The 26,311-nt window shown below is 62.6% G+C and carries 20 protein-coding genes; 8 read left to right on the top strand and 12 right to left on the bottom strand.

All coding sequences use genetic code 11. The features are described 5' to 3' along the window. Positions 1–42: 42 nt before the first annotated feature. Positions 43–1,617, bottom strand: coding sequence for an FAD-dependent oxidoreductase (locus I2I01_RS08975; protein ID WP_196286104.1), 1,575 nt, complete (start codon positions 1,615–1,617; stop codon positions 43–45). 299 nt (positions 1,618–1,916) lie between these two features. Between I2I01_RS08975 and I2I01_RS08970 the strand changes: the two genes are divergently transcribed. Further along, on the top strand, positions 1,917–3,668 hold the full coding sequence (locus I2I01_RS08970) for a gliding motility-associated C-terminal domain-containing protein (RefSeq protein ID WP_196286103.1): 1,752 nt from the start codon (positions 1,917–1,919) through the stop codon (positions 3,666–3,668). A gap of 96 nt (positions 3,669–3,764) precedes the next feature. Here I2I01_RS08970 and I2I01_RS08965 read toward each other — a convergent pair whose 3' ends face one another. Together I2I01_RS08965 and I2I01_RS08960 are read right to left on the bottom strand one after the other, a co-directional pair. Further along, positions 3,765–4,727, bottom strand: coding sequence for a bestrophin family protein (locus tag I2I01_RS08965; protein WP_196286102.1), 963 nt, complete (start codon positions 4,725–4,727; stop codon positions 3,765–3,767). Positions 4,728–4,786: 59 nt separating this feature from the next. Continuing rightward, complete coding sequence (locus I2I01_RS08960; RefSeq protein WP_196286101.1) at positions 4,787–5,206, bottom strand: RidA family protein; 420 nt, start codon at positions 5,204–5,206, stop codon at positions 4,787–4,789. A 155-nt stretch (positions 5,207–5,361) separates the two neighbouring features. Here I2I01_RS08960 and I2I01_RS08955 point away from each other — a divergent pair, with 155 nt between their 5' ends. Next, positions 5,362–6,174, top strand: a complete 813-nt coding sequence (locus I2I01_RS08955) for an energy transducer TonB (protein ID WP_196286100.1) — start codon at positions 5,362–5,364, stop codon at positions 6,172–6,174. Between the two features lie 88 nt (positions 6,175–6,262). After that, positions 6,263–7,765, top strand: coding sequence for a DNA integrity scanning protein DisA nucleotide-binding domain protein (locus I2I01_RS08950; protein ID WP_196286099.1), 1,503 nt, complete (start codon positions 6,263–6,265; stop codon positions 7,763–7,765). A 203-nt stretch (positions 7,766–7,968) separates the two neighbouring features. Here the strand turns inward: I2I01_RS08950 and I2I01_RS08945 are convergent, their stop codons facing one another. The 8 genes from I2I01_RS08945 to I2I01_RS08910 form a co-directional block, all read right to left on the bottom strand. Next, the gene (locus I2I01_RS08945; RefSeq protein ID WP_196286098.1) at positions 7,969–8,466 is read right to left on the bottom strand and encodes a PaaI family thioesterase; all 498 of its coding nucleotides are present in this window, start codon (positions 8,464–8,466) and stop codon (positions 7,969–7,971) included. Between the two features lie 207 nt (positions 8,467–8,673). After that, positions 8,674–10,650 carry a DUF3857 domain-containing protein gene (locus I2I01_RS08940; protein ID WP_196286097.1) on the bottom strand — a complete coding sequence of 659 codons (1,977 nt, stop codon included), beginning with the start codon at positions 10,648–10,650 and terminating at the stop codon, positions 8,674–8,676. 148 nt (positions 10,651–10,798) lie between these two features. Then, entirely contained in the window at positions 10,799–12,739 is a 1,941-nt protein-coding gene (locus I2I01_RS08935) for a DUF3857 domain-containing protein (RefSeq protein ID WP_196286096.1), read from the bottom strand. A gap of 136 nt (positions 12,740–12,875) precedes the next feature. After that, on the bottom strand, positions 12,876–16,178 hold the full coding sequence (locus I2I01_RS08930; RefSeq protein WP_196286095.1) for a tetratricopeptide repeat protein: 3,303 nt from the start codon (positions 16,176–16,178) through the stop codon (positions 12,876–12,878). Positions 16,179–16,292: 114 nt separating this feature from the next. Beyond that, entirely contained in the window at positions 16,293–16,838 is a 546-nt protein-coding gene (locus I2I01_RS08925) for a PPC domain-containing DNA-binding protein (protein WP_211537884.1), read from the bottom strand. Positions 16,839–17,024: 186 nt separating this feature from the next. After that, positions 17,025–18,263 carry a hypothetical protein gene (locus tag I2I01_RS08920; RefSeq protein ID WP_196286094.1) on the bottom strand — a complete coding sequence of 413 codons (1,239 nt, stop codon included), beginning with the start codon at positions 18,261–18,263 and terminating at the stop codon, positions 17,025–17,027. Next, entirely contained in the window at positions 18,260–19,006 is a 747-nt protein-coding gene (locus I2I01_RS08915; RefSeq protein ID WP_196286093.1) for a hypothetical protein, read from the bottom strand. The genes I2I01_RS08920 and I2I01_RS08915 overlap by 4 nt, the downstream gene beginning before the upstream one ends. A 128-nt stretch (positions 19,007–19,134) precedes the next feature. After that, positions 19,135–19,707 carry an RNA polymerase sigma factor gene (locus I2I01_RS08910; RefSeq protein ID WP_196286092.1) on the bottom strand — a complete coding sequence of 191 codons (573 nt, stop codon included), beginning with the start codon at positions 19,705–19,707 and terminating at the stop codon, positions 19,135–19,137. 145 nt (positions 19,708–19,852) lie between these two features. Here I2I01_RS08910 and I2I01_RS08905 point away from each other — a divergent pair, with 145 nt between their 5' ends. The 5 genes from I2I01_RS08905 (at position 19,853) to I2I01_RS08885 (ending at position 24,617) form a co-directional block, all read left to right on the top strand. Further along, complete coding sequence (locus tag I2I01_RS08905; RefSeq protein WP_196286091.1) at positions 19,853–20,404, top strand: hypothetical protein; 552 nt, start codon at positions 19,853–19,855, stop codon at positions 20,402–20,404. Between the two features lie 76 nt (positions 20,405–20,480). Then, complete coding sequence (locus I2I01_RS08900; RefSeq protein WP_196286090.1) at positions 20,481–21,551, top strand: NAD-dependent epimerase/dehydratase family protein; 1,071 nt, start codon at positions 20,481–20,483, stop codon at positions 21,549–21,551. 18 nt (positions 21,552–21,569) lie between these two features. Next, positions 21,570–22,649 (top strand): NAD-dependent epimerase/dehydratase family protein, encoded by a 1,080-nt coding sequence (locus I2I01_RS08895; protein ID WP_196286089.1) that lies wholly within the window; start codon positions 21,570–21,572, stop codon positions 22,647–22,649. Next, positions 22,646–23,443 carry a glycosyltransferase family 2 protein gene (locus I2I01_RS08890; RefSeq protein ID WP_196286088.1) on the top strand — a complete coding sequence of 266 codons (798 nt, stop codon included), beginning with the start codon at positions 22,646–22,648 and terminating at the stop codon, positions 23,441–23,443. The genes I2I01_RS08895 and I2I01_RS08890 overlap by 4 nt, the downstream gene beginning before the upstream one ends. Before the next feature lie 169 nt (positions 23,444–23,612). After that, a complete protein-coding gene (locus I2I01_RS08885) occupies positions 23,613–24,617 on the top strand; it encodes a T9SS type A sorting domain-containing protein (protein WP_196286087.1) in 1,005 nt (334 codons plus the stop codon). Between the two features lie 76 nt (positions 24,618–24,693). On the opposite strand, the gene amaB is transcribed toward I2I01_RS08885, so the two are convergent. Beyond that, positions 24,694–26,298, bottom strand: coding sequence for an L-piperidine-6-carboxylate dehydrogenase (amaB, locus tag I2I01_RS08880; protein ID WP_196286086.1), 1,605 nt, complete (start codon positions 26,296–26,298; stop codon positions 24,694–24,696). Positions 26,299–26,311 lie beyond the last annotated feature (13 nt).

Below are 26,311 nucleotides of genomic sequence, written 5' to 3'. Positions count from 1 at the left end.
ATGGAAAGGAAGGATATGGGAATAAAGGATGACAGCCGGGGCCTACGCCGGGGCCAGGCCCGTGCCGGCGGGGCCGTTCAGCAGCTCGCCCAGCGCCGTGAAGCGCGAGCCATGGCAGGGGCAGTCCCAGCTTTTTTCGAGGTTGTTCCAGTGTACCACGCAGCCCAGGTGCGGGCAAATGGCCGAACACTCGTGGGTGGCGCCTTGGTTGTCTTTGTACACGGCCACTTTGCTCAGGCCGCGGCGCAGCACGGCGCCCTCCCCCACCGGAATTTCCTCGGGGGTTTTCACGTCGCCGCCGGTCAGCAGGTCGGTGTATTCGAAGGCCACGTTCACGTTTTCCTTAATGAACTCCTGGGCGCTTTCGCGCTTTACGGTGATGCGGCCGGGGTCGTAGAGGTCGGCCCAGGGGTTAGGCCGGCCCTGGATGAGGTCGGTGATAATCATGGGGCCCAGCGTGCCGTGCGTCATGCCGTGGCCCGAGTCCCCGGTGATGATGAACACATTGTCCGAGTCGAGGGGGTTGCGGCCGGCGTAGGCCAGCCCGTCCTGCGGCTCCATCACTTGGCCCGACCACCGGTAGTCGAAGTCCTTCACCATCGAAAACCGGTCGCGAGTCCATTCCTCCAGGCAGCGCAGTCGGGCTTCGGGGTGCTCTTCCTGACCGGTTTTGTGGTCTTCGCCGCCCACTATCAGCAGGTCGTAGTTGGCCGCGCCGCCGCGCGGGCCGGCTTCTACCTCCTGCAGGCGCACGTAGTGGTAGGGGTCGGCCGTGTCCCAGTACAGGGCTTTGGTGATGCTGCCTTTGGGCACGCGGGCGGCCACCACATAGGTGCGGTAGGCGGCCTGCTTGGTGTGCATCACCACCCGGTCGTTGAAGGGCGTATTGGTAGCCACCACAATGCCCTTGCGGGCCTTCACTTCGACGCCATCGGCGGTCACGACGTGGGCGTTGGCGCCGCCGTGCACCTCACTCACGCGGGTATTGGTGTGAATGCGGCCACCTTTTTTGGTAATAGCGGTGGTGAGGCCAATCAGGTACTTCAGGATGTGAAACTGGCCTTGGCTAGGGAACTTGAGGCATTCGCCGGGCTCGAAGCCGGTGGTGCCGGCTTCGGAGAGGTGCTCTACGTGGGTGAGACCGGCGCGGTGGGCAGCTTCCAGCTCTTCGCTGAGCTCCTTGCTGCTGCCGTTGGCGGGCAGGAACAGGTAGCCGTCGAGGCGGGTGAAGTCGCAGTCGATTTTCTCTTTCTTCACAATGCCTTCGATGGCCGCAATGGCCGTGGTGTGGCTGTCGGCGGCCAGGCGGGCGCCTTCCTGCCCAAACAGGTTTTCGAGGGTGGTATACCGGTCGTCGAGAGCGTTGGAGAGGTGGGCGGTGGTGCGGCCAGTTTCGCCGCTGGCCAGTTCGCCGTCTTCGAGCAGCAGCACGTCGAGGCCCTCGCGCGTCAGTAGGTAGGCCGTGGTGAGGCCGGCAATGCCGCCGCCCACGATGACCACATCAGCCGAGGCGTTTTCGGTGAGAGGCTCGAAGGTGGGCAAGGTAGGCGCTGTGCCAAACCACGATGTATTGGTGGTGCCGGAGGTGCGGGCGGGGTTGGGGAACTTGTTGGGCATGATGGAAAGGAAAAAGGACTTGCTTTCTTACGCCAGGCCCGGCGGTGGCGTTAGGTTGAGCTTACTCGGCATGCCGCCTAAAAGGCCGTTTTCAGCTCCTGAGAGGCATGTTGCTTCGTCTGCGCCGGCCACCCAACTGAAAATAGTGGGACTCAGGCAGCCCTCCCGCGGTAGCGCCCGGATTGAGGCATGAAAATTGTCGTTGCTTAAACGTTTATTGTGGCTAATTTGCCCCCAGGTAGCTGAATACTCGGCTGTTTTCTTCACCACCCCTTCATTCTTTCACCCCTCATCACCCAATGAGAACAAAAATTACCCATCTGGCCCTTCTGTTCGCCCTGCTGGGCCCGGGGGCGCTGCGCACCGCCCGGGCACAAACCGTGTATGTGCCCGCTGCTGTCACGGGCTTCACAGATGACGTCGTCGCCGAGGGGCCCAATTCCAACGTCGCCGCCACAACCACCAATTCGGTGGACCGTGGCATTCCGACAGTGCGCTGGTGTTTTGCCAGCTCCACTTTTCCAGGTTTGAATGCGAGCAATGCGCTGCCGGCTAACGGCACGATTAACAGCATTAGCACCACAGGCCTGACCTTTCAGTTGGCGTCTTATACCGGGCCAAACTCGCTGCGCATTGACGGCGACAACCGCGCCAACCCCGCTACCCTCACGCTCACCAACCCCCAGCCGTGCAGCGAAGTCATGGTGTTGGCCACGGAAGGCAACGGCACCACCGCGGCCGATAAGATATTCAGGGTCAACTTCACCGACGGCACCAACCAGACCTTTAACGGCGTGACCGTGCCGGACTGGTTTAACGGCACCATTACGCCCGCTATCAACGTGGGCAGCCGGGTCAGCTACGTGACCAACGCCATTGATATCACTCCCAACAACCCGCGTCTGTACGAGGTGCGCCTGAATTTATCGGTGGCCAATTACAGCAAGTCGGTACAAAGCATCACGGTCATCAAATCGGTGGTCGACCCGGTGCTCAACGTGATGGCCATCAGCCTGGGCTCCAACTGCTTGGGCGTGCCCACCGGCGGCACGGCCATTGCCAACCCCGCCAGCGTGTGCCCCGGCCAGCAGGTGGTGCTGGGCCTCACGGGCGCTTCGGCCACGGGCGGCATCACCTACCAGTGGCAGGCCTCCACCGACGGCGGCACTACCTACAACAACATCGCCGGTGCCACCTCCACCTTCTACACCGTAACGCCCTCGGTGACGACGCGCTACCGCGCCGTGGTGACCTGCCGCCTGCAGTCGAGCAACTCCTCGGCCGTGACCGTGACCGTGCCGCCCGCCTCGGCCACGGTGGTCTACCCAACCGGCCCCTATTGCCAGGGCAACGCCGGCGGCCCCGCCCAAACGGTGGTGCCCACGAGCTTCACGCCCGCGGGCGGCACCTTCACCAGCGGCGCGGGCCTGGTGCTCGACGCCACCACCGGCGCCGTGAACCTGACGGCCTCCACGCCGGGTACCTACACCGTGACCTACACTATCCCGAACTCCTGCCAAGCCGTGGCCAGCACGTCCATCACGCTGGTGCGCGCGGTGGCTTCGCTGGCGTATCCGGCCAGCACCTATTGCCGGGTGGGCAGCAGCGGCGCGCCCACGTTCCAGCCCGCAGGCGGCACGTTTACGGCCACGCCGGCCGGGCTGGCCCTCAACGCCAGCACGGGCCTTATTGACATTGGCAACTCCACGGCCGGCACCTACACCGTGAGCTACACCAGCAGCGGCGCCTGCCCGGCCACGGCCACCACTTCGCTCACCGTGAAAAGCGACGCCGTGCCGCAATTCCCCAACGTCATCACCCCCAACGGCGACGACCAAAACGAGGAGTTGAAGCTCAGAATCAGCGACGTGACCGGCTACCGCCTCCGCGTGTTCAACCGCTGGGGCCGCAAGGTGTACGAAAGCAACGACGCCACCAAGGGCTGGAAAGCCGAAGACAACAGCGCCGGCATGTACTATTACCAGGTGGAATACACCGACTGCGCCGGCCGCCGGCAGGAGAGCAAAACCTGGATTGAAGTGATAAAGTAGGGTGCCTGCGCTGCCTTTGAGCAGCCAGAGCATGCAAAAGGCCGTCGTGCTGAGCGAAACATCGCCCGGCACGACGGCCTTTCTCTTTTCGCTGGCTTAATAGAGCACGTCGTTCACCGGCAGCACTTTGGCGGGCAGCTCGGTTTCCTGGAGCAGCTCCCGGATGTCGATTTCGATGCTCCGGCAGATGGACGTCATCGGCACGTCGTGCACATCGTTTTCGAAGGGATTTTCGCTGGTGTGGCCCACCAGCTCGATGACGTTGAACACCCACGACACCAGCACCGAAAACGGCACCATCAGCCACACGTGGTACTGACCCAGGGCAATGCGGTGGTCGAATTCCTCCACCAACCCCAAGGGCAGCACGGCCGCAAAAATCCAGACAAAGGCAAAGCTGAAAAACGCGAACTGCCGCGGAAAAGGCGTGTTTTTGATGCGCTCGCAGCCGCCTTGGGCGTTGAACAAGTCCTGAATGGTCTGCGCCAGGGCCACCTGGCGAAACTCGGTGAGCAGGCCCTGCTCCACCAGCTCGCGCAGCTCGCTGCTTTGGCGGCGCAGCAGGTGGGTGGGCGGGTTGCTGAGGTTTTTGGCCGTGGCCGCTTCGGTCGGGGGCAGGAAGGGCGCCACTTCGGCGTCCCACAGCTCGGCGGTTTGGCGGCGCAGGTGGAGGCGCAAGGCGTTGCACCAGGCCACGTGGCGGTAAGCCAGGCGGCGGTGCAGGGCTGCCATTCCGGCCTGGGCGCTGGGGTCGACGGAACCTTCGGGCTGCACAAAATCGAACACCCGAATGGCCCACACGCGGCTCACGTTCACGATGCTGCCCCACAGCTGTCGGCCCTCCCAAAACCGGTTGTAGGAGCCATTGCTCTTGAAGCCAATGTAGAAGGCCACCGCCGTGCCCAGCAGCGCCACCGGCTGCCACGGAATATCGAGCACGTGAATGTCGAGCGGCCCGTAGAGAAAGCAAACTAGCGTGTTATAAATGGTGAATATCACCAGGCTGCGCCAGGTGAGCCGCCAAACGATGCCCCACCGGAGGTTGCTGCGTACATACATATGACCGGCTTTAACCTAAAAAGGACGCTCGTGGTTGTGCTTCCCCTGTTCGATACCCGCTAGTTCGACAAGGCCGCGATACACTTCAGCTCGATGGCAATGGGCGTAGGCAGGCAATTGATTTCGAGGGTGGTGCGGCAGGGCTGGGCCGTGGCGAAGTACTCGGCGTAGAGGCGGTTGTACACCGGAAAGTCGTCCTTCATATTGGTCAGAAACACGGTCACGTCTACGAGGTCGTCCCACTTGGCGCCGGCTTCTTCCAGAATGTAGCGCACGTTCTGGAACACGGCGTGGCACTGGCTTTCGAAATCGTATTGCAGGATGTTGCCGTCTTCGTCGACCTCGACGCCGGGGATGGCCTTCTGGCCGCGCTGGCGCGGGCCCACGCCCGAGAGAAACAGCAGGTTGCCCACGCGGCGGGTGTAGGGGTAGGCGCCCACGGGCTCGGGGGCGCGGGAGGTGGCGGCGGACTCGGCCATGCGAAAAGTAAAATTTGGTGCGACAGGGCGAAAGTAAAACGCCGGGCCGCACGTCAGCCCATTTAACGGCTCCGGCTGGCAAGGTTTTTTCAGTGGGCTGTGTTCCAAGTACCGTTATTTGCACACATCCCCGACGAATTTATTTAGCTAACCGCATGAAAATCCTCCTTCCTCTACTGCTCTCCTGCGCCCTTGGCTTCGGCGCCCAGGCTCAAAAGCTCAAAATGCCGCCCAAGCCCGCCAGCGGCACCGTGTACGACTCGGTGGCCCAGCCGGCCGTGCCCATCGGCGGCACCGAGCGCTACGCCCAGTTTCTGGCCGACCACCAGAAATACCCCGCCAGTGCCATGCAAAAGGGCATTCAGGGCACGGTGAAGGTGAGTTTTATCGTGGAGAAAACCGGCACCGTGAACGAGGTGAAAGTGGAAAACCCGCTGTCGCCGGAGCTTGATGCCGAGGCCATCCGCCTCATCAAGAGCGCCCCGAAGTGGACGCCGGCCCGCCACCACCGCAACGAAGTGGTGCGCCAGCGCGTGGTGGTGCCCGTGTCGTTCGTGATGTCGCCGGGCAGCACCGTCACGGTGGGCACGCCGGGCAAGGAGCGGCCCATCCTCACGCCCGCGGCCGACATTGCGGCTTCGGCCAATCCCAATGTGCGGCCCGTGGTGGCCCCCGACCGCCCCACCCAACCCGTGGGCGGCACCCAGGCCTTCTTCGACTGGATTGAGAAAAACCAGAAATACCCCCTGCTGGCCAAGCAGCGCAAGATTCAGGGCAAGGTGATGGTGGAATTCATGGTGCAGCCCGACGGCAGCCTTACCGACGTGCGCGTGGCCCGGCGCCTGGGCTCCGGCCTCGACGAGGAAGCCCTGCGCCTTATCAAAGCCGCACCTAAATGGGAGCCCGCCATTTTTCAGGGCAAGCCGATAAAGCAAAAGATGCTTTTGCCTGTTTTATTCCAGTTATAAGCTGGTGGTTTGATAAGTTCTTCCTGAGCAGCCCCCGACTGGTGGGGTCTTGGGGAGGGATATTGCGCCATCTTTTTACGCTGTTCTCATGATTCCCTCCCTCATTCTCGCCACCTCTCCCACCCTGCTCTGGGCCCACCAAACCCGCTACCGTGAAGCCGCCCAAAGCCTGGCGAATGACCTGTTCGATTTTCTCGACGACGACCTGAAGCCGTATGTGCTGCTGCTGGCCCTGCCCGCCGACCCCACGCAGTGCGCCCGCTGCCTGGAGCCCGAGGACTGCGGCCTGCCCAGCGAGCCCTTCGACGGGGCCGTGGCGCGGGGCAAAGTCATTCAGCTTACCACGCCCCCGCCCTACGTCGAAAACAACGACGTAACGGCCGACATGGTACGCCGCAAGCACGAGGTAATTGGCATCCGCGAGGCCGTGCAGGAAACGCTGGACCAGTTGGACGAGAATGCGCCGCACCAGCACTTCGCCGGCTGGCCCGTGGAGATGCACGGCCACTTTGTGGTGACGGTGCTGCGCATGCAGCGCAAGCCGCTGCGAGCCTACCCGTCGCTGCGCCCGCACCGCTACTACACCAGCGGCCGGCCACTGGCGCCCTCGCTGCTGGTGGCCGCCATGCACCGCTTCAACGACGAAACCGTGAAGGCGCTGAAAGAAGCGGCCGCCGGCATGGGCTTCTTCGTGCGGCCCCGCGAGAGCGAGGAACTGCTGCGCAGCGCCGGCCGGGCCCTGATGGACACGCCCGCCCAGGCCCTGGGCCTCGACCCGGCCGTGACGCAGCTGTTCAGCACCTGCAACACCATCAGCAGCCTGCGCTACGAAGGCGCCGAGGGTGTGGGCAAGTTGCTGCTGGCCCGCCGCGGCCACCCCAACCTGCAGGAAATTTTCGCCCTCACCTGCCCCACCGACCTCACCGACTTCCGCGCCGTACGCAAGCTGCTGGAGATGACAACGCCTGATGTGCACCTGCTGGCCGATGGAAACAGCGTGTACGCCCTGGGCCGCCAAGTGGGTCACTACGACGCCGAGCGCGAAGACCTGTTCGTCATCAGCTTCGTGACGCACTACGCCTGGGAATTGCAGCACGCCGGCCACGTGCTGCTGCGCTCGCACTACGGCCTGCCCGGCCTGCCCCACACCCGCCTCAATCGCACGGGCTTCCGCAAGGCCCTCAAGCGCACTTTCGCCCTCACCGACCACGTCAAGGTGGAACGCCTCTGGGACGTGGTGCTCGAAGCCAGCCGCCAGCCCCACGGCACACTGCTCGTCATCACCACCGAGGCCCTGGCCGAAGCCGACCGCCTCAAGCTGCAGTGCACGCTCATCGAACCCGTGCCGCTCACGCCGCTTATCACCCGCCTCGTCACCAGCATCGACGGCGCTGTGCTGCTCGACCCCGAGGGCTACTGCTACTCCATTGGCGTCATCCTCGACGGGCGCGCCTCCGGCCGGGGCGACGGCACCCGCGGCGCCCGCTACAACTCGGCCCTGCGCTACGTGGAAAGCTCGGAGCACCCGTGCATCGCCATCGTGGTGAGTGAGGATGGGCTGGTGGACGTGATTACGTCGGAGAAGGAGTAAGACAGGCAACCCCGCCTGTCATTGCGAGGCCGCAGGCCGTGGCAATCCGTCCTCTTAGCCGCGACCAGCTTAGTAATGTGACAAAGCCTAAATTAGAAAAGCCCCGGTACCACTGCGGTACCGGGGCTTTTCACATTATTAAGGGTCTGATTTTGACAGGACGGATTGCTTCGGCTGCGCCTCGCAATGACAGTCCCGGCACCTTACCGCTTTGCCCGAAACGACCAGGTGAGCCGGAACACGGCCACTACGTCGCCGGCTTCATCGGTGCCAGTGCTGGTGCATTCTACAGTGCGGCCTTCGCCAGTAGCACGGCTCTCGGCCACAGCTTGCGCAATGCGCGGGCCGTCGGGGCAAGTGAAGGAAATCAGGCCCACCGCTTTCTTCTTGAAATCGCCCTGCAGCCCCACCACCAGCATCGAAACCGGGCTGCCGGCCTGTACATGCATCATGGCTTGAATGCCGCTGGCCAGCTCCGCCGCCATCGCCAGGCAGGCGAAATAGATGCTGCGAAATGGGTTTTGTGTGAGGTACTTGTAGCGAATGGTGACAGTGGCCGCCTCTGGTGTGAGTGACGTGAGACGCAGGCCCGCCAGCCAGGCCATAGGCAGCTTTCGCAGCAGGAATAGCCGCAGCTTCATGGGGTTGAGCACCTGGCGGCGGAAGGCGGCGGCTTGCGGGGTATCGGCGGGAATCGGCATGGAGCGAAGTTACGGTTTTGTCATTGCGAGCGCAGCGAAGCAATCCGTCCTGTCAACACCAGACACGTTCTTTTGCCAGAAAGCCCCGACACTACGCAGTGCCGGGGCTTTTTAATTGGCTTTATCACTTCTCAAGGCTGGTCGCGATGAGAGGACGGATTGCCGCGCTCCGCTACGTTCCGCTCGCAATGACAGGACGGGCAGTTGCTAGCTTTTCTTGTCGAGCACTAGCACCACCTTGTTCCAGTTAGCTGAGGCATTAACTACGGCGCGGAAGGCTTCGAAATCAGCTTTGGGCCAGCGGATTTGGCGGTAGTTTTCGTCCACTGTCACGATTACGGTCTGGCCCTGCTGCACGTAGGAAGATTTAAAGTCGTAGTCGGGCTTGGCGGCGTCGGGGCCGGCTTTAACGTCCACGTTTAGGTCGTTGAGGTTGCGCACGGTGTAGCCGGCCGGCACGTCGAAGCGGATGGTGCGCAGGTAGCGGCGGTTGTTGTCGTTTTCTACGTCGAACTGCCGCTCCTCTTTCTGGTAAAGCTCGGTTTGGGGGCCCAGCAGCGTACCGATTTTGAAGAGGTAGCGCGGGCCGGCCTTGTCGAGCAGCGAGGGCGAGTCGAGCTGGCCTTCAATGATGAACGGCTTGTCGAGCGGGTTCACGCCGCGCTCCACGTTTTGCACGGTCATTTTCTGGAAGTTGGTCGCATCGGCCACCACGCCCTTCTGCAGCTGCTGCATAAGTTCCGTGCGTTTGGCCTCTGGAATCAGGGCCCAGAAGGGCTGGATTTGCAGGGCCGGGTAGCCGCCCAGCGTTTGGCGCAGCTTCACGGTGCTGCTGCTCAAATCGGGCGAAAAAACCACCGTGGCGTCGATGTTCTGCGGGCTTTGCTCGGCGCTGAGGGCCGGAATTTCCTTTACCTTGCCCACGGCCGACTCGATGTTGCCCAGCTTCACGCCCTTAATGAACAAGCCGGAGCCAGCCGTCCAATCGGCGGGCAGCATGCCGTAGCGGTACTCGGGGCGGCCAGGGGCCAGGTACTGCCCAGTAGCGGGGAAGTACAGCGCAAAATGGTCGAGGTAGTTCCAGGTATCGAAGCTGCCGTCGAAGGGCGCAGCATCGCGGCCACTCGTCACCACCACTTCAAAATCGATGCCCAGCGTGCGGTAGATGGCCGCCAGCAGGTGCGTGAAACCGCCCTCGGGGGCGTTGTGGGTGGCCACCACCTGGCTCAGGGCCGGACTGGCGCCTTCTTCGAGGTTGAAGTTGAGCTTGACGTAGTTTTCGGCGGCCATGATGCGCTCGGGCAGTGCGCCGCTGGTGGGCAGCTTAGCGGCGGCCAGCACCTTGGCCACAGCCTTCACGTCGTCCTTGCTCAGCTCGGTCATGCTGCGGTAGAGGTACTGGCTGGCATCGGCCCAGGTAAACTGGCGCACCTGGCCCTTGCTGGCAATGTAGGCCAGCTTGTACTCGGCGCGCATGCGCTGGGCGGCCACGTTGGCAAAGGCCTCTTCGCGCACGGCTGGCACCGATTTCAGCGCGAGACGCAGGGCCTTGTGGCCGGCGATGGTGGTGTCCACGGTCACGGCCGGGCCGTTGTACACGTGGGCTTCAAAGGTCAGGGCTTCGGGCGAAATCAGTTCAAACACCACGTCGCGGGCCGCAATATCAGTTTGCAGTACCTCGCTGCCGAAGTGGTTGAAGCGCCGCTCACGGGTGTAGAAGTATTCTACCTCGCTGCCCTTCTCCACCCCGTCTACGGCAAACACGCGGAAGCCACGGCCGCCTTCCTGGTCCTTCAGCTCCTTCATGTCGGCGGCTTTCACCTCGTGCACCTCGCCGCGCGGACTGATGGTGCGAGCCTTGATGTCCACCGGCGCGCCCGTTTCCAGCACCGGCACCACAATCTTGTTGAAGCGCTCGATGCCATCCGACGAGTTCACGCGCACAATGCGGTGCTCGGTTGCAAACAGGCGCATGTCCTTGCGCGTCTTGTCGTAGTAGTACTCTATGCTCGTAAAATCGCGCAGAATGATGGCCGGCAGTTCGGCCTCGGCGGTCGAGATAGGCAGGCGCTGCTTGCGGGCTACGTCCCAGTTGTAGCCGGCGTGCACGAGGTCGGGCGGCAGGGTTTGGGCCGGGGCGACGGCGGCAGTTAGCAGAAGAAGGAAGAGGAAGAGAGGACGCATAGAGTGGTTACAATCTGTTTTCTAAATCAATAATCGGCTGTCATCCTGAGCGCAGCGAAGGACCTTCTCACGCTTGAACAGTTTGCAGTCATTACCGCTACCAACGTGAGAAGGGCCTTCGCTGCGCTCAGGATGACAAACGGTGCCGCTAGGTCTTTTTCTTTTTCAGAATCACCACTTCGCGATAAGCCGTGCCGAGCTTGTTCACTACCGCGTTCCAACTGCCGAACTGCTTGGGCTGAAGCAGCAGGTAGTTCACGTACACCTCGCGGTCCTGGATGATTTTGTCGCCCTTGCGCTCGTAGCTCACCTTGAAGCCGAGGGCGTCGCCCTGGGCCTGCACCGTGGGCGGCAGGTAGCTCACCTCGTAGCCGGCGGGCACCACCAACTCGGTGCGAGTGTGGTCGGTGTGGGCGAATTCGTTGTAGCGCGGCAGCTTGCGGGTGGTCGAGTCGATGCGGTCGGTGGCGAAGGGGCGCTCCAGGCTCAGGTTCACGTACACCTCGTCGTCTACCTGCTGCACGTAGTCCTGCAGGCGGTAGTCGTAGCTGATGCTCAGCGGCTGGTCGCGGGCGTCGAGGTTGGCAATGCTGTATTTGTCGACGAAGAACTTGTTGTTGCCGCGCTCCAGCAGGGCCTTGATGTACTTGGGCTCAGCAGTGCGGTCCAGCCCGTCGAGGCCGTAGCTGTGGTTGACTTTGCTGTAGCCGGCCAGGCTGAGCTTGCCGGTGCCGCGCAGGGTGGTGCCGTCCAGTGTCAGCACCGAAGCATCGTCAAAGCCGCTGCGGGCCTTGTCCATGGTCGGGATGGGCACCACGAGGCTGTTTTTGGGGTCGATGCCGAGCAGGCCTTCCTTGCCCTGAATCATAGCCGAGGGCATGCCGTAGGGCGTGTGCTTGCTGGTAGCATCCAGGAAAACGTACTGGCCCGGCTTGGGCTCGTAGGTGGCAATCATGTGGTTATCCACGCCCGGCGTGGCCAGTTCAGCATACTTGTAGGGCAAGTCGCGGGTGCCCACCCAGGTCAGGTAGGCGTTTTTCACGCCGGCCAGGTGCAGCATTTCGTTGGTGAGGTTGGCCATGTCCTTGCAGTCGCCGTAGCGGCGGGCGTACACCAAGCCGGCATCGTGCGGAATGAAGCCGCGCAGGCCCTGCTCGAAGGCGATGTACTTCACGTTGTCCTGCACCCAGTAGTAGATGCGACGCACTTTTTCTTCCTCCGAAGTGGCACCTGCCACCAGCGAATCGACGCGGTGCTGCAGGGCCGGGCTGGGCTGCCGGTCGATGCGGCGCACGAAGTCGGCGTACATGGTATAAAGCTCGGGCACGCCAGCCAGCAGCTTGCGCGTCTGGCCGTTTACGTTGGCTTCCTGCACGAAAAACACGAGGTGCGGCAGGTAGTAGCTGGCCTCGGGGCCGTCGTCTTCGCGGGGAGGGCTGGGCAGGTTGTCGGCCGTCCAGCGGTACACCACGGTGCTGCCTTTTTCCTCTTTGGTGTATTTGATGGGCGTGTTTTCGGCGTGGAAGGTCTTGTAGCCAATCACCACGCCCTTGGGGGCCGTAATGGTCAGCTCCGCGTGCTTCACGGGCACGTAGGAACCCACGAAAAACGGCATCACGAAGCGCGCGTCCACATGGCGCACGGTGTAGTCGGTGATGGTGCGGGCGCCGGGCGTCACGTTCGGAAACGAGAACGAGGTGGAGCGGGTATCGTCGAAAAACACGCCCGACTGAATCTCGAACTTGTCTTTAAAATCCGTCACCTTCACCGTCTTGAATTTCTCGCCGTTGGGCACCATGGTGCGGGCTTCCAGCTTCTGCAGGCGGTTGAAGTGCGAGCTGAACACCCGGTCGTCGGCGTACATGCCCGACTGCTCATCCAGGTGCAGCATATCGGCGTGGTGGCGGGCCAGCACCTGCACCGAGTCGTTGCGGATTTCCACAGTCAGGTCCTGCCGCATTTCCAGGTACACGGCTTTTTCGCCGGGGTACTGCTTTTTCATTTCCGCCACAGCCTGGCTGGGCGCTTGGGCGCGGGCCGCGGCGGCCAGCACCAACAGTGCAGGCAACAGTAGAGAGAATCTGGACATCGGATAGGGAAAGGGAATAGAAGACTAATTGACGAATAGTCGCATTAAAGTTAATGAGTTGTAGCAGCTTTCAATAGCGCGTTGCACAGGATTTTGCAGCAGCCCCCGGCAGCTGGCACCACGTGGTAGAGACGTCCTACTTGGTAGCGTACACCATCTGGTTCCAGTACACCTCGGTGCGTAAGGGCTTGCCGTTGGCGTCGTAGTAAGTGGTGGGGCCGCGGCGCTCGCCGCTGCGGTAGGTTTCCTCGCGCTCCAGGGTACCGTCGGGGCGATAGTAGCGGCTGCGGCCGTGCAGCTGGCCGTGCAGGTACTGTTCTTCCTCCATGCGCTTGCCGCCGGGGTAGAAAGTTTCCAGCAGCCCCGAGCGCAGGCCTTTCACGTGGGATGAACGCCGGAACACCTCGCCCGAGGCATAGTAGAACGTGGCCGTGCCGGTGGCCTGGTTGTGGTCGAAGGTTTCGGCGGCGGCGGGCTTGCCATTGGCAAAAGCCACGGCCACCGGGCCGGTCTGGTTGGCCAGCGGCTGGAAGGCTGCGCCCTCGCCCGGCCCGCGGAAGCTTACCAGCGTGCCGTGCTCATACATTTTTTCCACCACCAGCTCGCCCGCGGGGTTGAAGCGGCGGCTGGAGCCGTGCAGCTCGCCGCCGTCATAGTGCTCCACAAAGGCTACCTGACCGTTGGGGAAGTAGTAGGTCCACTCGCCTTCTTCGTTGCCGGCGCGGTAGCTGCCCTTGCGCTGCAGCTGGCCGTTCTCGTAGTAGCTCAGCCACTCTCCCTGCTGCTGGCCGCCGCGGTAATCGCCCGCGCGCTCGGGCTTGCCGTTGGCGTAGGTGGTTTTGAAGGGGCCGTGGCGGCGGCCGTCCATTTGGGTGAACGTGGTTTCGGGGCTGCCATCGGGCCGGTACGTCGCGGCGGCGCCGTTGCCGTTGTAGCACAGCATGGTGGCGTGGTAGAACTTTTTGCCGTTGGGGTAGCTCAGGTCCAGGCCTTTGCTGTCGGGCTTCAGCTCCACGCGGCTCATTTCTTTGCCCAGCGAATCGTAGGTGATGATGCGGCGCAGCGTGCCAAACTCGCTCAGGCGCTCCTGAGTGAGTTTGCCACCGGGCTCGTAGCTGCGCGAAGGGCCATTTACTTCCCCTTTGAAATACTCGTACTCTTCGCTCACGCGGCCGTCGGCGTAGTAGTCCTTCCAAGCGCCGTGGCGCTGGCCGTCCAGGTAATAGCCGGTGGACGAGGGCTGCCCGTCCTCATAAAACTGCTCGTAGTAGCCGTTCTGCTCGCCATCGGGCCCAAACTGCAGGCGGCGGCGCACCTGCCCGCCGTGGTAGTAAAATTCGGAAACGCCGCTCTTGGTGCCTTTGTCGTCGTAGTGCGCCATTTCGCGCACGCCGCCGTCGGCGTAGTACCACTTCCACTCGCCGGCCAGCTGCCCGTCCACGAGGGTGCCCGTGGCGGTCTTGTTGCCTTTGGCGTCGAGGGCGTGCACGGCCACGCGGCCTTTTTTCACGGGCTGGTCGAGCACCAGCTTGTTGTTTTGGTCGAAGTGGCGCAGGCGGGTGATGCGGCCGTGGGCGTATTCGGTTTCGGCGTAGAGGTGGCCGGTTTCGTCGTAGTCGCGGTACGGCCCCTGGCGCTCGCCGCTGTCGTCGTAGGTTTCCTCCACGTTAGGCTTGCCGTTGGTGTAGTAGGTGCGCCAGGTGCCCACACGCTTGCCGTGGGCGTAGCGGCCCTCTTCGCTCACGGTGCCGTTGGGATGGTATTCGGTGTAGGCGCCGTCGTGCTCGCCCTTGTCGTTGGTGCCTTTGTTCTCGGGGGTTTTGTCGGCGTAATAAGAGAAGAATGGGCCCTGCTTCACGCCGTTGGCCATCATGGTGGTGTACTCGGGCGTGCCGTCCTGGTAGAAGCCTTCTTCCAGGCCGTCCACCTTGTCGTTGTGCACGGTGGCGCGCATGCGCAGCTGGCCATTGTCGTAGTAGCTGGCGTAGGGTCCCTCCAGGTTGCCGGCCTTGAAGCTGCGGCTGCCGATGCGGGCCCCGCATTCGTTGTAGGCCACCAACGTCCCTTCAATCTTGTCGGCCTTATAGGGAATGTCGAACGAGGGCTGGCCGTTGGCATGAAACTCGCGGGCCAGGCCCTCGCGCTCGCCCTTATCGTTGTAGACGAACGTCTTCTCCACGGTGCCGTCGGGCCGCAGCACTTTCCACGGGCCGGTGCGCTCGCCGGCCGCGTTGTAGCGCCCCACCGCATCGATGGCCCCTTGGTTGCTCAGCGAAATCCACTCGCCGGCCTCATGCACGAATTTGTCTTTGTCGTTGTGGCCCGGGCCGAGGCCCTCGGGCTTGCCATCGCTAAACCAGCCGGTGAGGCGCTGGTCCGGCGCGCCGCCCGCCACCTGCTGCTGGGCGCGGATGTCCAGCAGCGGCGGCACTACCTCTTTCAGCATGGCTTCCACCTTGCCTTTGTTCGACTTCACCCATTGCATGGCCTTCTTATCATCGGCCGATTGCAGGATGAGGTAGGTGAACGTGGTCAGGTTGTCGCCCTGGCGCAGGGCCTTCACCATGGGCCCGTAGGTGCGAATCCAGAAGTCAGTGGCGGGCCCATCTGCCGGAAATTTCTCCACCAGCAGTTGTGTCTGCTTCACCACCGCGGCCTGAAATTTCACCTTGCTTTCGTAGCTCTTTTGCAGGGCTACTTTGCTTTCCAGCAGCTGGTCGAGCTCGGCAAAGGCGTCGTTGGGCGCCAGCGGCTTTTCCTTGTCCTCATCTTTCACCACGGGCTCGCCCTGCGACAGGCGCTCGGCGCTCACCAGCACGTTGTGGCTGGTGGTGCCATCGTCGGCCAGAAACAGGCAAGTAATCCAGCTCATCAGGGCGTGGGCGGTTTGGCCCTGCTCGGCGGCCAGCGTACCCAGCAGCCGGTGCGAGTTGGGGTGCAAGGGGTGCAGCTCCACGCTGTGCTGCAGGTTGGCCAGTGCCGGGGCTACGCGGTTGTGCTGGGCAAATTCCAGCACGCCCAGGTTGTAGTACAGGCTCTGGCTGTAGGGAAAAAGGTGCAGGCCCTGCTGGTAGGTGGCGCGGGCGGCGTCCAGCTGCTTTAGCTCTTCCTGCGCGCTGGCCAGCGTGTTGTAGGTCTGGGGCTCGAAGGGCTGCAGGGCGATGGCGCGCTTGGCGGCGGCCACAGCTTCTTCGTGCTTGCCGGCCGCGTTCAAGCTCAGGGCCAGCTCACTTTGGGCGGTGGCGTAGGACGAGTCGCCGGGCGTCACGGCCTGGTACTTGGCAACAGCTCCGGTGTAGTCCTGCTTGTCGTGCAGGGCCACGCCTTCTTTCACCAGTTGGCCGGGCTTGGGCCAGGTATTCGGAGTTTGTTGGGCAACGCTCAGCAGCGGAGCGGCCACGAACAGCGCCATCGAGGCTCTGCGGATAACAGCAGACATAACAGAAAAGGGAAGGAGACAAAGAAGGCAACTTCCCGGCCGCCGGCCGTAGCAGCGGTGCCTACAGTGCCACAATGATAATCATTTGCGGCTATCCCTTCATGTTCAGCTCATCTATTTTTTAGCCTTGGTCTTGGTTTTTTTCGCGGGCGGCAAAGCGGGCTCCGGCAAGGCTGGCGCGGCCGGGTAAACCGCCAGTTCCTGGTAGCCAAAGGTGGGGTCGGGCTCGCGCCGAAATTCCAGTTCCGTCAGCTCGCTGAGCACGATTTCAGCCGTGGTGTACACCCGGCAGCCGTCCAGCAGGTGCCCACCGATGGTGCGACCTGTGCTGTCGCTCATGGCCAGGTGCAGGTGCGAGCCATTGACGGACAGCGTGCTCACCAGCGACACTATCTCGAAGCGGCCGCGGTACACGCTGGGCCCTTCCTGGTTGGCCAGCCGCAGCGTGGCCACCGTGAGGCTGCCCACGCACGTCACCATGGCGCCCGCCCGGATGTTGTGAGTTTTGGCAAAGGCGGTAATGCTTTGGCGCAGGTCGTCGCCGGGTCGCAGGCGCAGGGCGTGCGTTTTCAGCGTGGAGGTGGAGGCGGCAGACACAGCAGGCGCGGTTTGGGCCAGCGCGGGGCCGGCCAGCAGGCAAAGAAGAAGCAAGCGAAACACGGAGCAAGGTAGGGCGTGAACAGAAAACGCCTGTCATCCTGAGCAAAGCGAAGGACCTTCTCACGTCAGAACAATTGGCGTTCAAATGTGAGAAGGTCCTTCGTTCTGCTCAGGATGACAGGCGCCGCGAGTGTGATGCCTTAGCGGCATTCTGCCCTCTTCCCTTCTCCCTGTTTCTCTTCTTCCCTACTTAATAAACCGCACGGTGCCGTAGCGCACCTTGATATTCACATTCCCGGCATTATGGGCCGGCACGGCGCCGCCAAATACGCCCAGCACGTCGCTGGTTTGGGGTCCGTTTTCCTGCGAGAGCACCCGCACGAAGTTCTTATCTACTAGTAGCTGCCCTTGCTCGGTGCTCACGTCGAAGCGGAAGCCGGGAGCCTCGGCAAAACCCAACCGAATGGTGCTGAAACCGCCGTCGAGGTTCACCTGACGGAAATTGGCGCCCATGTCGCGCACCACAAAATCGGGGCTGTAGCGCACGGCCATGTCCAGACCTTCACTTAGCCGGTCCACCGTGAAGCGCGAGTAGCCCGACGAGCCACGCAGGTTGCGCACCGTGCCCAGAGCCACGTCGCCATACTTGCTGTGCACCGTCAGGTCCTGCACGGTGCCGATGTCGATGTCGGAAAAATTATTGCGCAGGTCCACCGTGGTGCCTTCGTCGAGGCGCAGGCGGGCGTAGCTGGCGTCGATGCTGGCGCGGCCGGCGAAGGCCACGGAGCAGTCGCCGTTGCCGATGCGCAGCAGGTTGCGCGGCCCGTCGAGGCGGCCGGCGCGCAGGGTGCCGTAGTCAACGGCCAGCTCGGTGGGGCCGGTCAGGTCGCCATTGATGGCCACTTCGCCGAAGTTGTTGTGCACACGCAGGGCCGTGGTGCGGGGCAGCCACACGGTGTAGTTCACCTCGTAGCGGCAGCCGCCCGGCCGTCCGCGCAGGGCCGGGCCAAACTGCGTGCTCACGGCCACGCCGCCGGTGCGGCAGTCGTAGTCCAGCCACTGCACGCCCAGTGCATCCAGCACCTGGCGGGCGCCGGCCTCGGTTTCGGAGCGGGCCACCAGCTCGGCGTCAACCTTGATTTCGCGCTTGTTCCAGGTATTCACCTGCACGCGGCCGTAGCGCGTTTCCAGCGAGAACGACCGGCCGCTTTTGGGCACGGCGTAGCTGCGGCTCAGGCGCCGCCGCTGTTCGGCCTGCAAGATGCTGGCTTGGTCGCTGGGCTGGTCGGGCACGGGGTTTTGCTGGCCGCTTGGGCTATACTCGTCGGCTACCACGGCCACGTAAGTCTGCATGCGGGTGAAGGTGAGCGGCCCCACTACCCATTGCACGGCTTGCGCCCGCGCAGTTGTTGGGCATCCCATTCCCATCAGCAGTACCAACAAGCCCAGCGCCCAGCCCGACACGGCGTGAATCGACTTGCTCATTCGGCCTGGCGCCGGCTATCGGCCAGCACGAAAGAGCTTGTGTTGTTGCGTTCCTCCGGGGCCGAGGCCGCGCCCAAGTGCAACTGCTGGTCGAGGATGTCGAGGCGTACTTGCAGGTTGCGGTTCATGGCCGTGAGCACGGCATCGGGCTGCGGGTGGTTCAGCAGCTCGGCCTTGAGCTGGCGGTAGCTCGAATCGAGCGATACCAACTCCAGTTGCCAGTCGGCCGTCACGCGGGCCATGCCGGGGCCTTGCAGTTCGCTCAGCTCGTGCTGGCGGCGGGCCAGCTGGTTGGTGTAGTAGGCCTCCATGCCCCGCACGGCCCGCACAAGCTGGCTGTCGGCGCCGGTGGTGCGCTCGGCGGCCGACATGGCCATCGGGTTGCCGCCCTGGTAGAGCGCGGCGTCGGCCTCGGTGGCCGGGCGGCTGGTGCTTTCCGGAGCCGCAGCAGCGGCTACCTCAGCGGTAGCGTGTTTCGATTTCCAAGCTTCGCTGGCGCCGGCGGCAAATACTAACAGGGCCAGCGACGCGGCCACGCCGTAGCGCTGCAGCCAGCTAGCGCGAGGGGCCTCTACCGGGGCCGCCACGGGCTCGGGGGCCAGGCGCAGGATGGGCGCGGCCACGGGCTCGTTGAGCTGCTGCTCGAGCGCAGCCCACAGGTCGGGGCGCGGCTCGTGCGTGTCGAAATCGGCGCGGTGCCGCTCGACGAAGTTTTCTAAAGAATTCGGCTTATTCGTGTTCATGAATGGGTTACAGACGCACGGTTCTTCCAGGTTTCAGGGGGCTGCGGGGATATATGGGGTGGCCGCGGCCAGGCGAAAAAGGATGAAGAGTAGGTGGAAATAGGTAATAAATAGGTAACGGTATCGGCTTAACTCAGGCCGCGCTGGGCGGCCAACTCGCGCAGTCGCACCCGGGCCCGGCTGTACTGCGATTTTGAAGTAGATTCGGAAATGCCCAGGATGCCGGCAATTTCGAGGTGGTCGTAGCCTTCGAGCAAGTACAGGCTCAGTACTACGCGGTAGCCGTCGGGCAGTTCCTGAATGCAGCGGCGCAGCACGTCGGCGCGGTAGCTGGCGTCGGCCTCGTCGTCGGGCGAGAGGCCAGCGGCTTCGGCGGGCTCTTCGTGGTGCTGCTCGCCCAGCGGCACCAGCGCCAGCCGCCGCTGCCGCAGGCAGTTGATGCTTTTATTCACCACAATGCGCTTCAGCCAGGCGCCAAACGAGGAATCACCCTTGTAGCTGCTCAGCTCCCGAAAGGCGCTCAGAAACGACTCCTGCAGCACGTCCTCGGCCTCGGCGTAGTCGCCGGTGATGCGCAGGGCCGCGTTGAACATGGCCTTGGCGTAGCGCCGGTAAATTTCGGCCTGGGCCTGGCGGTCGTTCAGGCGGCAGCGCTCCACCAGGGGGGCATTGATGTCAACGTAGGCTACGGCGGCTTCCATGTGCAGAGAAAGGCGGGGTTTGAAATGCTTAAGCGAGTGAAGGACTCCGGGCCGGGCGGCAGGGTTGCAGGCCGGCCCCGGCAGTTGGCGGCGCAGTGCAATTTACCGATTCTTTACCTTTGGCTCCTCACTATTCGCTTTTGCCGTGCTCCTGCCCCGCCGCCTGTTTCCCTTCCTGCTACTGCCCGCGCTATGGAGCTGCAGCACTTCCGATTCCAACCCCATTGTTGACTTTGGCGAAGGTCAGGGCATCACCTACCGCAACGGCCAGAACCTTCCAGTGGGCCCACGCGACTACACCGACTGGACCACCGACGCCACCTGGAACAAGCCAGAGCGCGACTTGTTCCCCGATGTGAACGCGGACCTGAACGGGCCGCAACGAACCGAGCTATTTGGCGAAACAACCGTTTTCCCCAACCCTTCGGAGAGCGGACGCACCACTTGGCTCGTATGGCCCCGCAACCGTACCAGCCCTAATCAACTCACCCTGCGGGCCGTGTTGGTCAATCGCCAATATCAGCCTTTGCTGCGCATTGGGCCTTTGCCGCTGGCAACGAACGGACTTGCTACAGCGCTCGACTACCCCAAAGCCGGCCTCAGCCCCCGCGAGCTTTACCGCCTCTACTACGTGGCCACGGACGCCAGCGGGTTGGTGTACAAAGGCCACGGCGACGTGCGCTACGACCCGCAGTAGGGCCTGGCGCCCGGCCGGGCCATGGAGTGGCCTTTTTCGCTGGTTTGTCGCCAATTTTACGGGCGAATTTATTCCTATGCCCCTAAAGTCCCTTCTCATCACCGGCGGCGCCGGCTTCGTGGGCTCGGCCCTGGCCCTGCGTTTCCGCGAGGCTTACCCCGAGTGCCGCATTTTTGCCCTCGACAACCTCAAGCGCCGGGGCTCGGAGCTGAACCTGCCGCGCCTACGCGAGGCCGGGGTGGAATTCGTGCACGGCGACATTCGCAACAAGGAAGACTTCGACGCCCTGCCCGCGGTGGAGGCCGTCATCGAAGCCTCGGCCGAGCCTTCGGTGCTCGCCGGCCTCACCTCGGCGCCCGACTACCTGATAAACACCAACCTGGCCGGCACGGTGAACTGCCTGAACTACGCCCGCCAGCACAACGCGGCGTTTGTGTTTCTGTCCACGAGCCGGATTTATCCGATTAACCAAATCGACAAAATCAGGACTGTGGAGGCCGAAACCCGCTTCGAGGTGAGCGCCGAGCAGCCCATTGCCGGCATCTCGCCCCGCGGCCTGGCCGAGGATTTTCCGCTCGAAGGCTACCGCTCGCTCTACGGCGCCACCAAGCTGTGCTCGGAGTACCTAATTCAGGAGTACCACCATTTTTATAACATGCGCACGGTCATTAACCGCTGCGGCGTGCTTACCGGGCCCTGGCAGATGGGCAAGGTCGACCAAGGCGTGGTGGTGCTGTGGGTGGCCCGCCACCTCTGGCAGCAGCCGCTGGGTTACTTCGGCTTCGGCGGCACGGGCAAGCAGGTGCGCGACATTCTGCACGTGGATGACCTGTTTGATTTGGTGCAGTATCAGCTCGAACACCTCGACCAGGTGAACGGCCAGACCCTGAACGTGGGCGGCGGGCGCGCCATCAGCGTGAGCTTGCAGGAGCTGACGGCCATTTGCCAGCGCGTGACGGGCCACACCGTGCCCATCAGCTCGCAGGTGGAAAACCGGCAGGCCGACATCCAGTTGTACCTCACCGACAATTCCCGCGTGACCAACCTCACCGGCTGGACGCCCAAACGCTCGGCCGAGCAAATTGTGACCGACGTGTACCACTGGCTGCGCGATAACGAGGCGCAGCTGAAACCCATTCTAGGCTAGGCCCCTCCTCTGCATACCATGAAAATCGCACTCATTACCGGGGCCGGGGGCCTGATTGGCAGCGAGGCCGTCGAATTTTTTGCCGATAAGTTTGACGTCATCGTCGGCATCGACAACAACCTGCGGAGCTACTTTTTCGGCGAGCAGGCTTCCACCGACTGGAACCGCGTACGCCTGCAGACCACCTTTGCCAATTACCGCCACCACGCCGTCGATATCCGCGACCAGGCGGCGCTGACGGCCATTTTCCAGGAGTACGGCCGCGACATTGCGCTGGTGGTGCACACGGCCGCGCAGCCCAGCCACGACTGGGCTGCCCGCGAGCCCTTCACCGACTTCACGGTGAACGCCAACGGTACGCTGAACCTGCTGGAAATGACGCGCCAGCATTGCCCGGAGGCGGTATTCATCTTCACCTCCACCAACAAGGTGTACGGCGACAACCCCAACCTGCTACCGCTGGTGGAGCTGGAAACCCGCTGGGAAATCGACGAAAGCCACCCCTACTTTGCCCACGGTATCGATGAGCAGATGAGCATCGACCACACCACGCACTCGCTTTTCGGGGCCAGCAAGGTGGCGGCCGATGTGCTGGTGCAGGAGTACGGCCGCTACTTCGGCATGAAAACCGCCGTGTTCCGGGGCGGCTGCCTCACCGGGCCGCGCCACTCGGGGGCGCAGCTGCACGGCTTTCTGTCGTATCTGATGAAGTGCGCCATCACCGGGCAGCACTACACGGTGTTCGGCTACAAGGGCAAGCAGGTGCGCGACAACATTCACTCGCACGACCTGGTGAACATGTTCTGGCACTTCTACCAGCAGCCGCGCACCGGCGGCGAGGTGTACAACGCAGGCGGCGGGCGCTTTGCCAACTGCTCGATGCAGGAAGCCATTGCCTTGTGCGAAGAAATTACGGGCAACCGAATGAGCTATTCCTACTCGGAGCAAAACCGCGTGGGCGACCACATCTGGTACGTGTCCGACGTGCGCCGCTTCCAGCAGCATTATCCCGGCTGGCAGTTTGAGTACGGCTTGACGGCCACGCTCACCCAGATTTTCAACGAGCTGCGCCAGCGCCAACCCGCCCCCACGGCATGAGCCAGCCCACGCCCCCAGCCCACCAGCCCGCTGTAGCCGCTGCCACAGCGGCCGCACCACTGTTGAGCGTGGTGATTCCGGCTTACAACGAGGAAGAAAGCATCGGCGAAACCCTGCGCACCCTGCACGCCACGCTGCTGGCCGAGGGCATCGCCCACGAAATTGTCGTCACGAACGATAACTCCAAGGACAACACCCTGGCCCGGCTGGAGGAGCTGGCCCAGGAAATTCCCACGCTGGTGTACTACACCAACGCCGGTCCCAACGGCTTCGGCTACGCCGTGCGCTACGGCCTGGAGCGCTACCGCGGCGACTGCGTGGCCGTGATGATGGCCGACCTCTCGGACGACCCCGCCGACCTGGTGCGCTTCTACCGCAAGATGCAGGAAGGCTACGACTGCGTGTTTGGCTCGCGCTGGGGCCGGGGCGGCCGCGTAGTCGACTACCCGCCCCACAAACGCGTCATCAACCGGGTGGCCAACGCCATTGTGAAAACGGTATTTCGACTGAAGTACAACGACTGCACCAACGCCTTCAAGCTCTACCGGCGCCACACCATGGAAGGCCTCAAGCCCTTCCTCTCCCCGCACTTCAACCTCACGCTGGAGCTGCCGCTCAAAGCCATTGTGCGGGGTTATTCCTACGCCGTGGTGCCCAACTCCTGGACCAACCGCAAATACGGCGAGAGCAAGCTCAAAATCAAGGAAATGGGCAGCCGCTACTTCTTCATCATGATGTACTGCCTGATTGAAAAGTATTTCGCGCAAGGCGATTTCCGCAAGAAACAGGAGTAGCTTATGGGATAAGAAAATAGGCCGCAAGTAGCCTATGAGCAGTTTGCGGGCAGTAGTTAGCAAGCGGTTTTCTCATTGAATTTCGAAACACGCTAACATTACCAGATTAACTATACTATTATCAATAAATAATAGTTATTATTGATGAGAACCTACCCCATCCTTCCTTATGAAAAACACGCTACTCAAGCTCAGCTTTTTCTTCCTGTTAGCCTTTCAGCTCAAGGCCCAAAACTCCCCTTTCGTCTTTCAAAGCCTGAGTCAGCAGCCTTATGCGGACTTGGCAGCGCCCGTTCAGTCGTTGAACAACGGCGCCCTATGGGACAGAAACTCCTCCTTTGCCGTGCCGTTGGGCTTCACCTTCACCTATCGTAACCAAGCCATTACGTCTATCAACGTTTTAGCGCGCGGGGTACAGTTTGTGGGGCTTGGCAATTTGTACATGTTCGTGTACAACACTCCTTTCGGCGGCAATCTGATTCAGGACCGGGGCATAGCGAATAATACGGCCAGCATGTCGCCGGTCAGCTATGCCGTGAGCGGAGCGGCGGGCAATCGAATTGGGAAAATAGAATGGAAGAATGCCGGCGTCATACAGTCGTCGCCAACCCCACAGGACCCCACCCATTTTGTTTCCTGCCAATTGTGGCTTTACGAGCAGGGCGGCAAAATTGAGATTCATTTCGGCCCCAGTTTTACTACCGCCACCAGCTTCCAGAATAACAGCATCTTCGTCAAAACCTATTCGGATAACAATTTGGCCGTAACCCCTACGGGGAATAGCAACAACCCGTCGTACGTGGTGGAGAACTGCAATATCCCCTGCTATGGGTCGGTAACGGGCGCCCCGGCCCAGGGCACGGTCTATGTTTTCAATCCTAACACCAGCTTTGCGACGGCTGCCCGGCAGTCTGCGGCAACGGCCTTCAGCGTTTACCCGCAGCCGGCCCGCCAGCAGCTTACCATCGACTTGAAAGGCGCTCCCGCTGCTGCCACTGAGGGCCAGCTAATTGATGCCCAGGGCCGGGTTGTGCACTCATTTCAAATTTCTCAGCAGCAGGCCGCAGCTCCGGTTACCATTGCCTTGCCCACGCTGGCAACCGGGCTCTACGCCTTGGCTTTGCGCAGCGCCACGGCAAACTGGCAAACCCAACGCCTCGTAATCGAGCAATAAATCTCAGCGCTAACGCAAACAGGCCCGGCTTAACGTGTAAGCCGGGCCTGTTTGCGTTAGGAGAGCAGTCTATGCCTTAGATATCAAACTTAATCCCCTGTGCCAGCGGCAACTCGGTAGAGTAGTTGATGGTATTCGTCTGGCGGCGCATGTACACCTTCCAGGCGTCGGAGCCGGACTCGCGGCCGCCGCCGGTTTCCTTTTCGCCGCCGAAGGCCCCGCCGATTTCGGCCCCGCTCGTGCCGATGTTCACGTTGGCAATGCCGCAGTCGGAGCCGGCAGCAGCCAGGAAGGCTTCGGCCTCGCGCATGTTCAGCGTAAAGATGCTGCTGCTCAGGCCCTGGCGCACGTCGTTTTGCAGCGCAATGGCTTTCTCCACGCCGCCGCTGTACTTGATGAGGTAGAGAATGGGCGCAAAGGTCTCTTCCTGCACCGTGTGGTAGTGGTTTTCCACCTCTACCAGCGCGGGCTGCACGTAGTGGCCGCCGTGCAGCTCGGCACCGCTCAGTACCTGGCCGCCGGTGAGCAGCTTGCCGCCTTCGGCCTGCACTTTCTCCAGCGCTTGGCTGAACATCTTCACCGCGTCGGCGTCGATGAGCGGACCCACCAAAGTGCCCTCCTGCAGCGGGTGGCCAATGGGCAGCTTGGGATAAGTGGCCAGCAAGCGGTTTTTCACTTCCTCGAACACACTCTCTTCAATGATAACGCGGCGGGTGCTGGTGCAGCGCTGCCCGGCCGTGCCCACCGCCCCAAACACGATGGCCCGGATGGCAATGTCGAGGTCGGCGTTTTTGGTCACGATGATGGCGTTGTTGCCGCCCAGTTCCAGCAGGGCGCGGCCCAGGCGGGCGCCCACCACTTCGCCCACTTTGCGGCCCATGCGGGTGCTACCCGTGGCCGATACCAGCGGCACGCGCCGGTCGGCGGCCATGGCGGCACCGATGCTGGCGTCACCCACAATCAGGCTGAATACGCCTTCGGGAATCTCATTCTCGGCCAGCACGTCCCGGATGATGTGCTGCACGGCCACGGCCGTGAGGGGCGTTTTCTCGGAGGGTTTCCAGATGCTCACGTCGCCGCACACGGCGGCCAGCATGGCGTTCCAGCTCCACACGGCCACCGGGAAGTTGAAGGCCGAAATGATGCCCACCAGGCCCAGCGGGTGGTATTGCTCGTACATGCGGTGCGCCGGGCGCTCCGAGTGCATGGTGAAGCCGTGCAGCTGGCGCGAGAGGCCCACCGCGAAGTCGCAGATATCAATCATTTCCTGCACTTCGCCCAGGCCCTCCTGCAGAATTTTGCCCATCTCGGCGCTCACCAGCTTGCCCAGCGGCTCCTTGTACTCGCGCAGCTTGTTGCCAATCTGCCGCACGATTTCGCCACGCTTGGGGGCGGGCACGTTGCGCCAGGTTTTGAAAGCTTCTTCGGCAGCCTTCACCACGGTTTCGTAGTCGTCGGCAGTAGCGAAGGCCACGCTGGCAATGCGGCGGCCGTCGGCGGGCGCGTTGATAACGCGGCGCTCGGCGTTGGCGTGGCCGCCCCAGGTGCGGCCGGTGCTGTAGGCGGCGTTTTCGGCTTCTACGCCCAACTGGCGCAATACGTCCTGAATGCCGTGGGGGTCTTCGTGCGGGTGCGCCACGGTCACGTCGGGCGCGGTGGCTTCTTCGAGGGCCTGCTTCATGTCGATAAGGGGG

The sequence above is a fragment of the Hymenobacter properus genome (assembly GCF_015694735.1).
GTDB classification, from domain to species: domain Bacteria; phylum Bacteroidota; class Bacteroidia; order Cytophagales; family Hymenobacteraceae; genus Hymenobacter; species Hymenobacter properus.
This window is presented reverse-complemented; position numbering and strand designations above follow the sequence as displayed.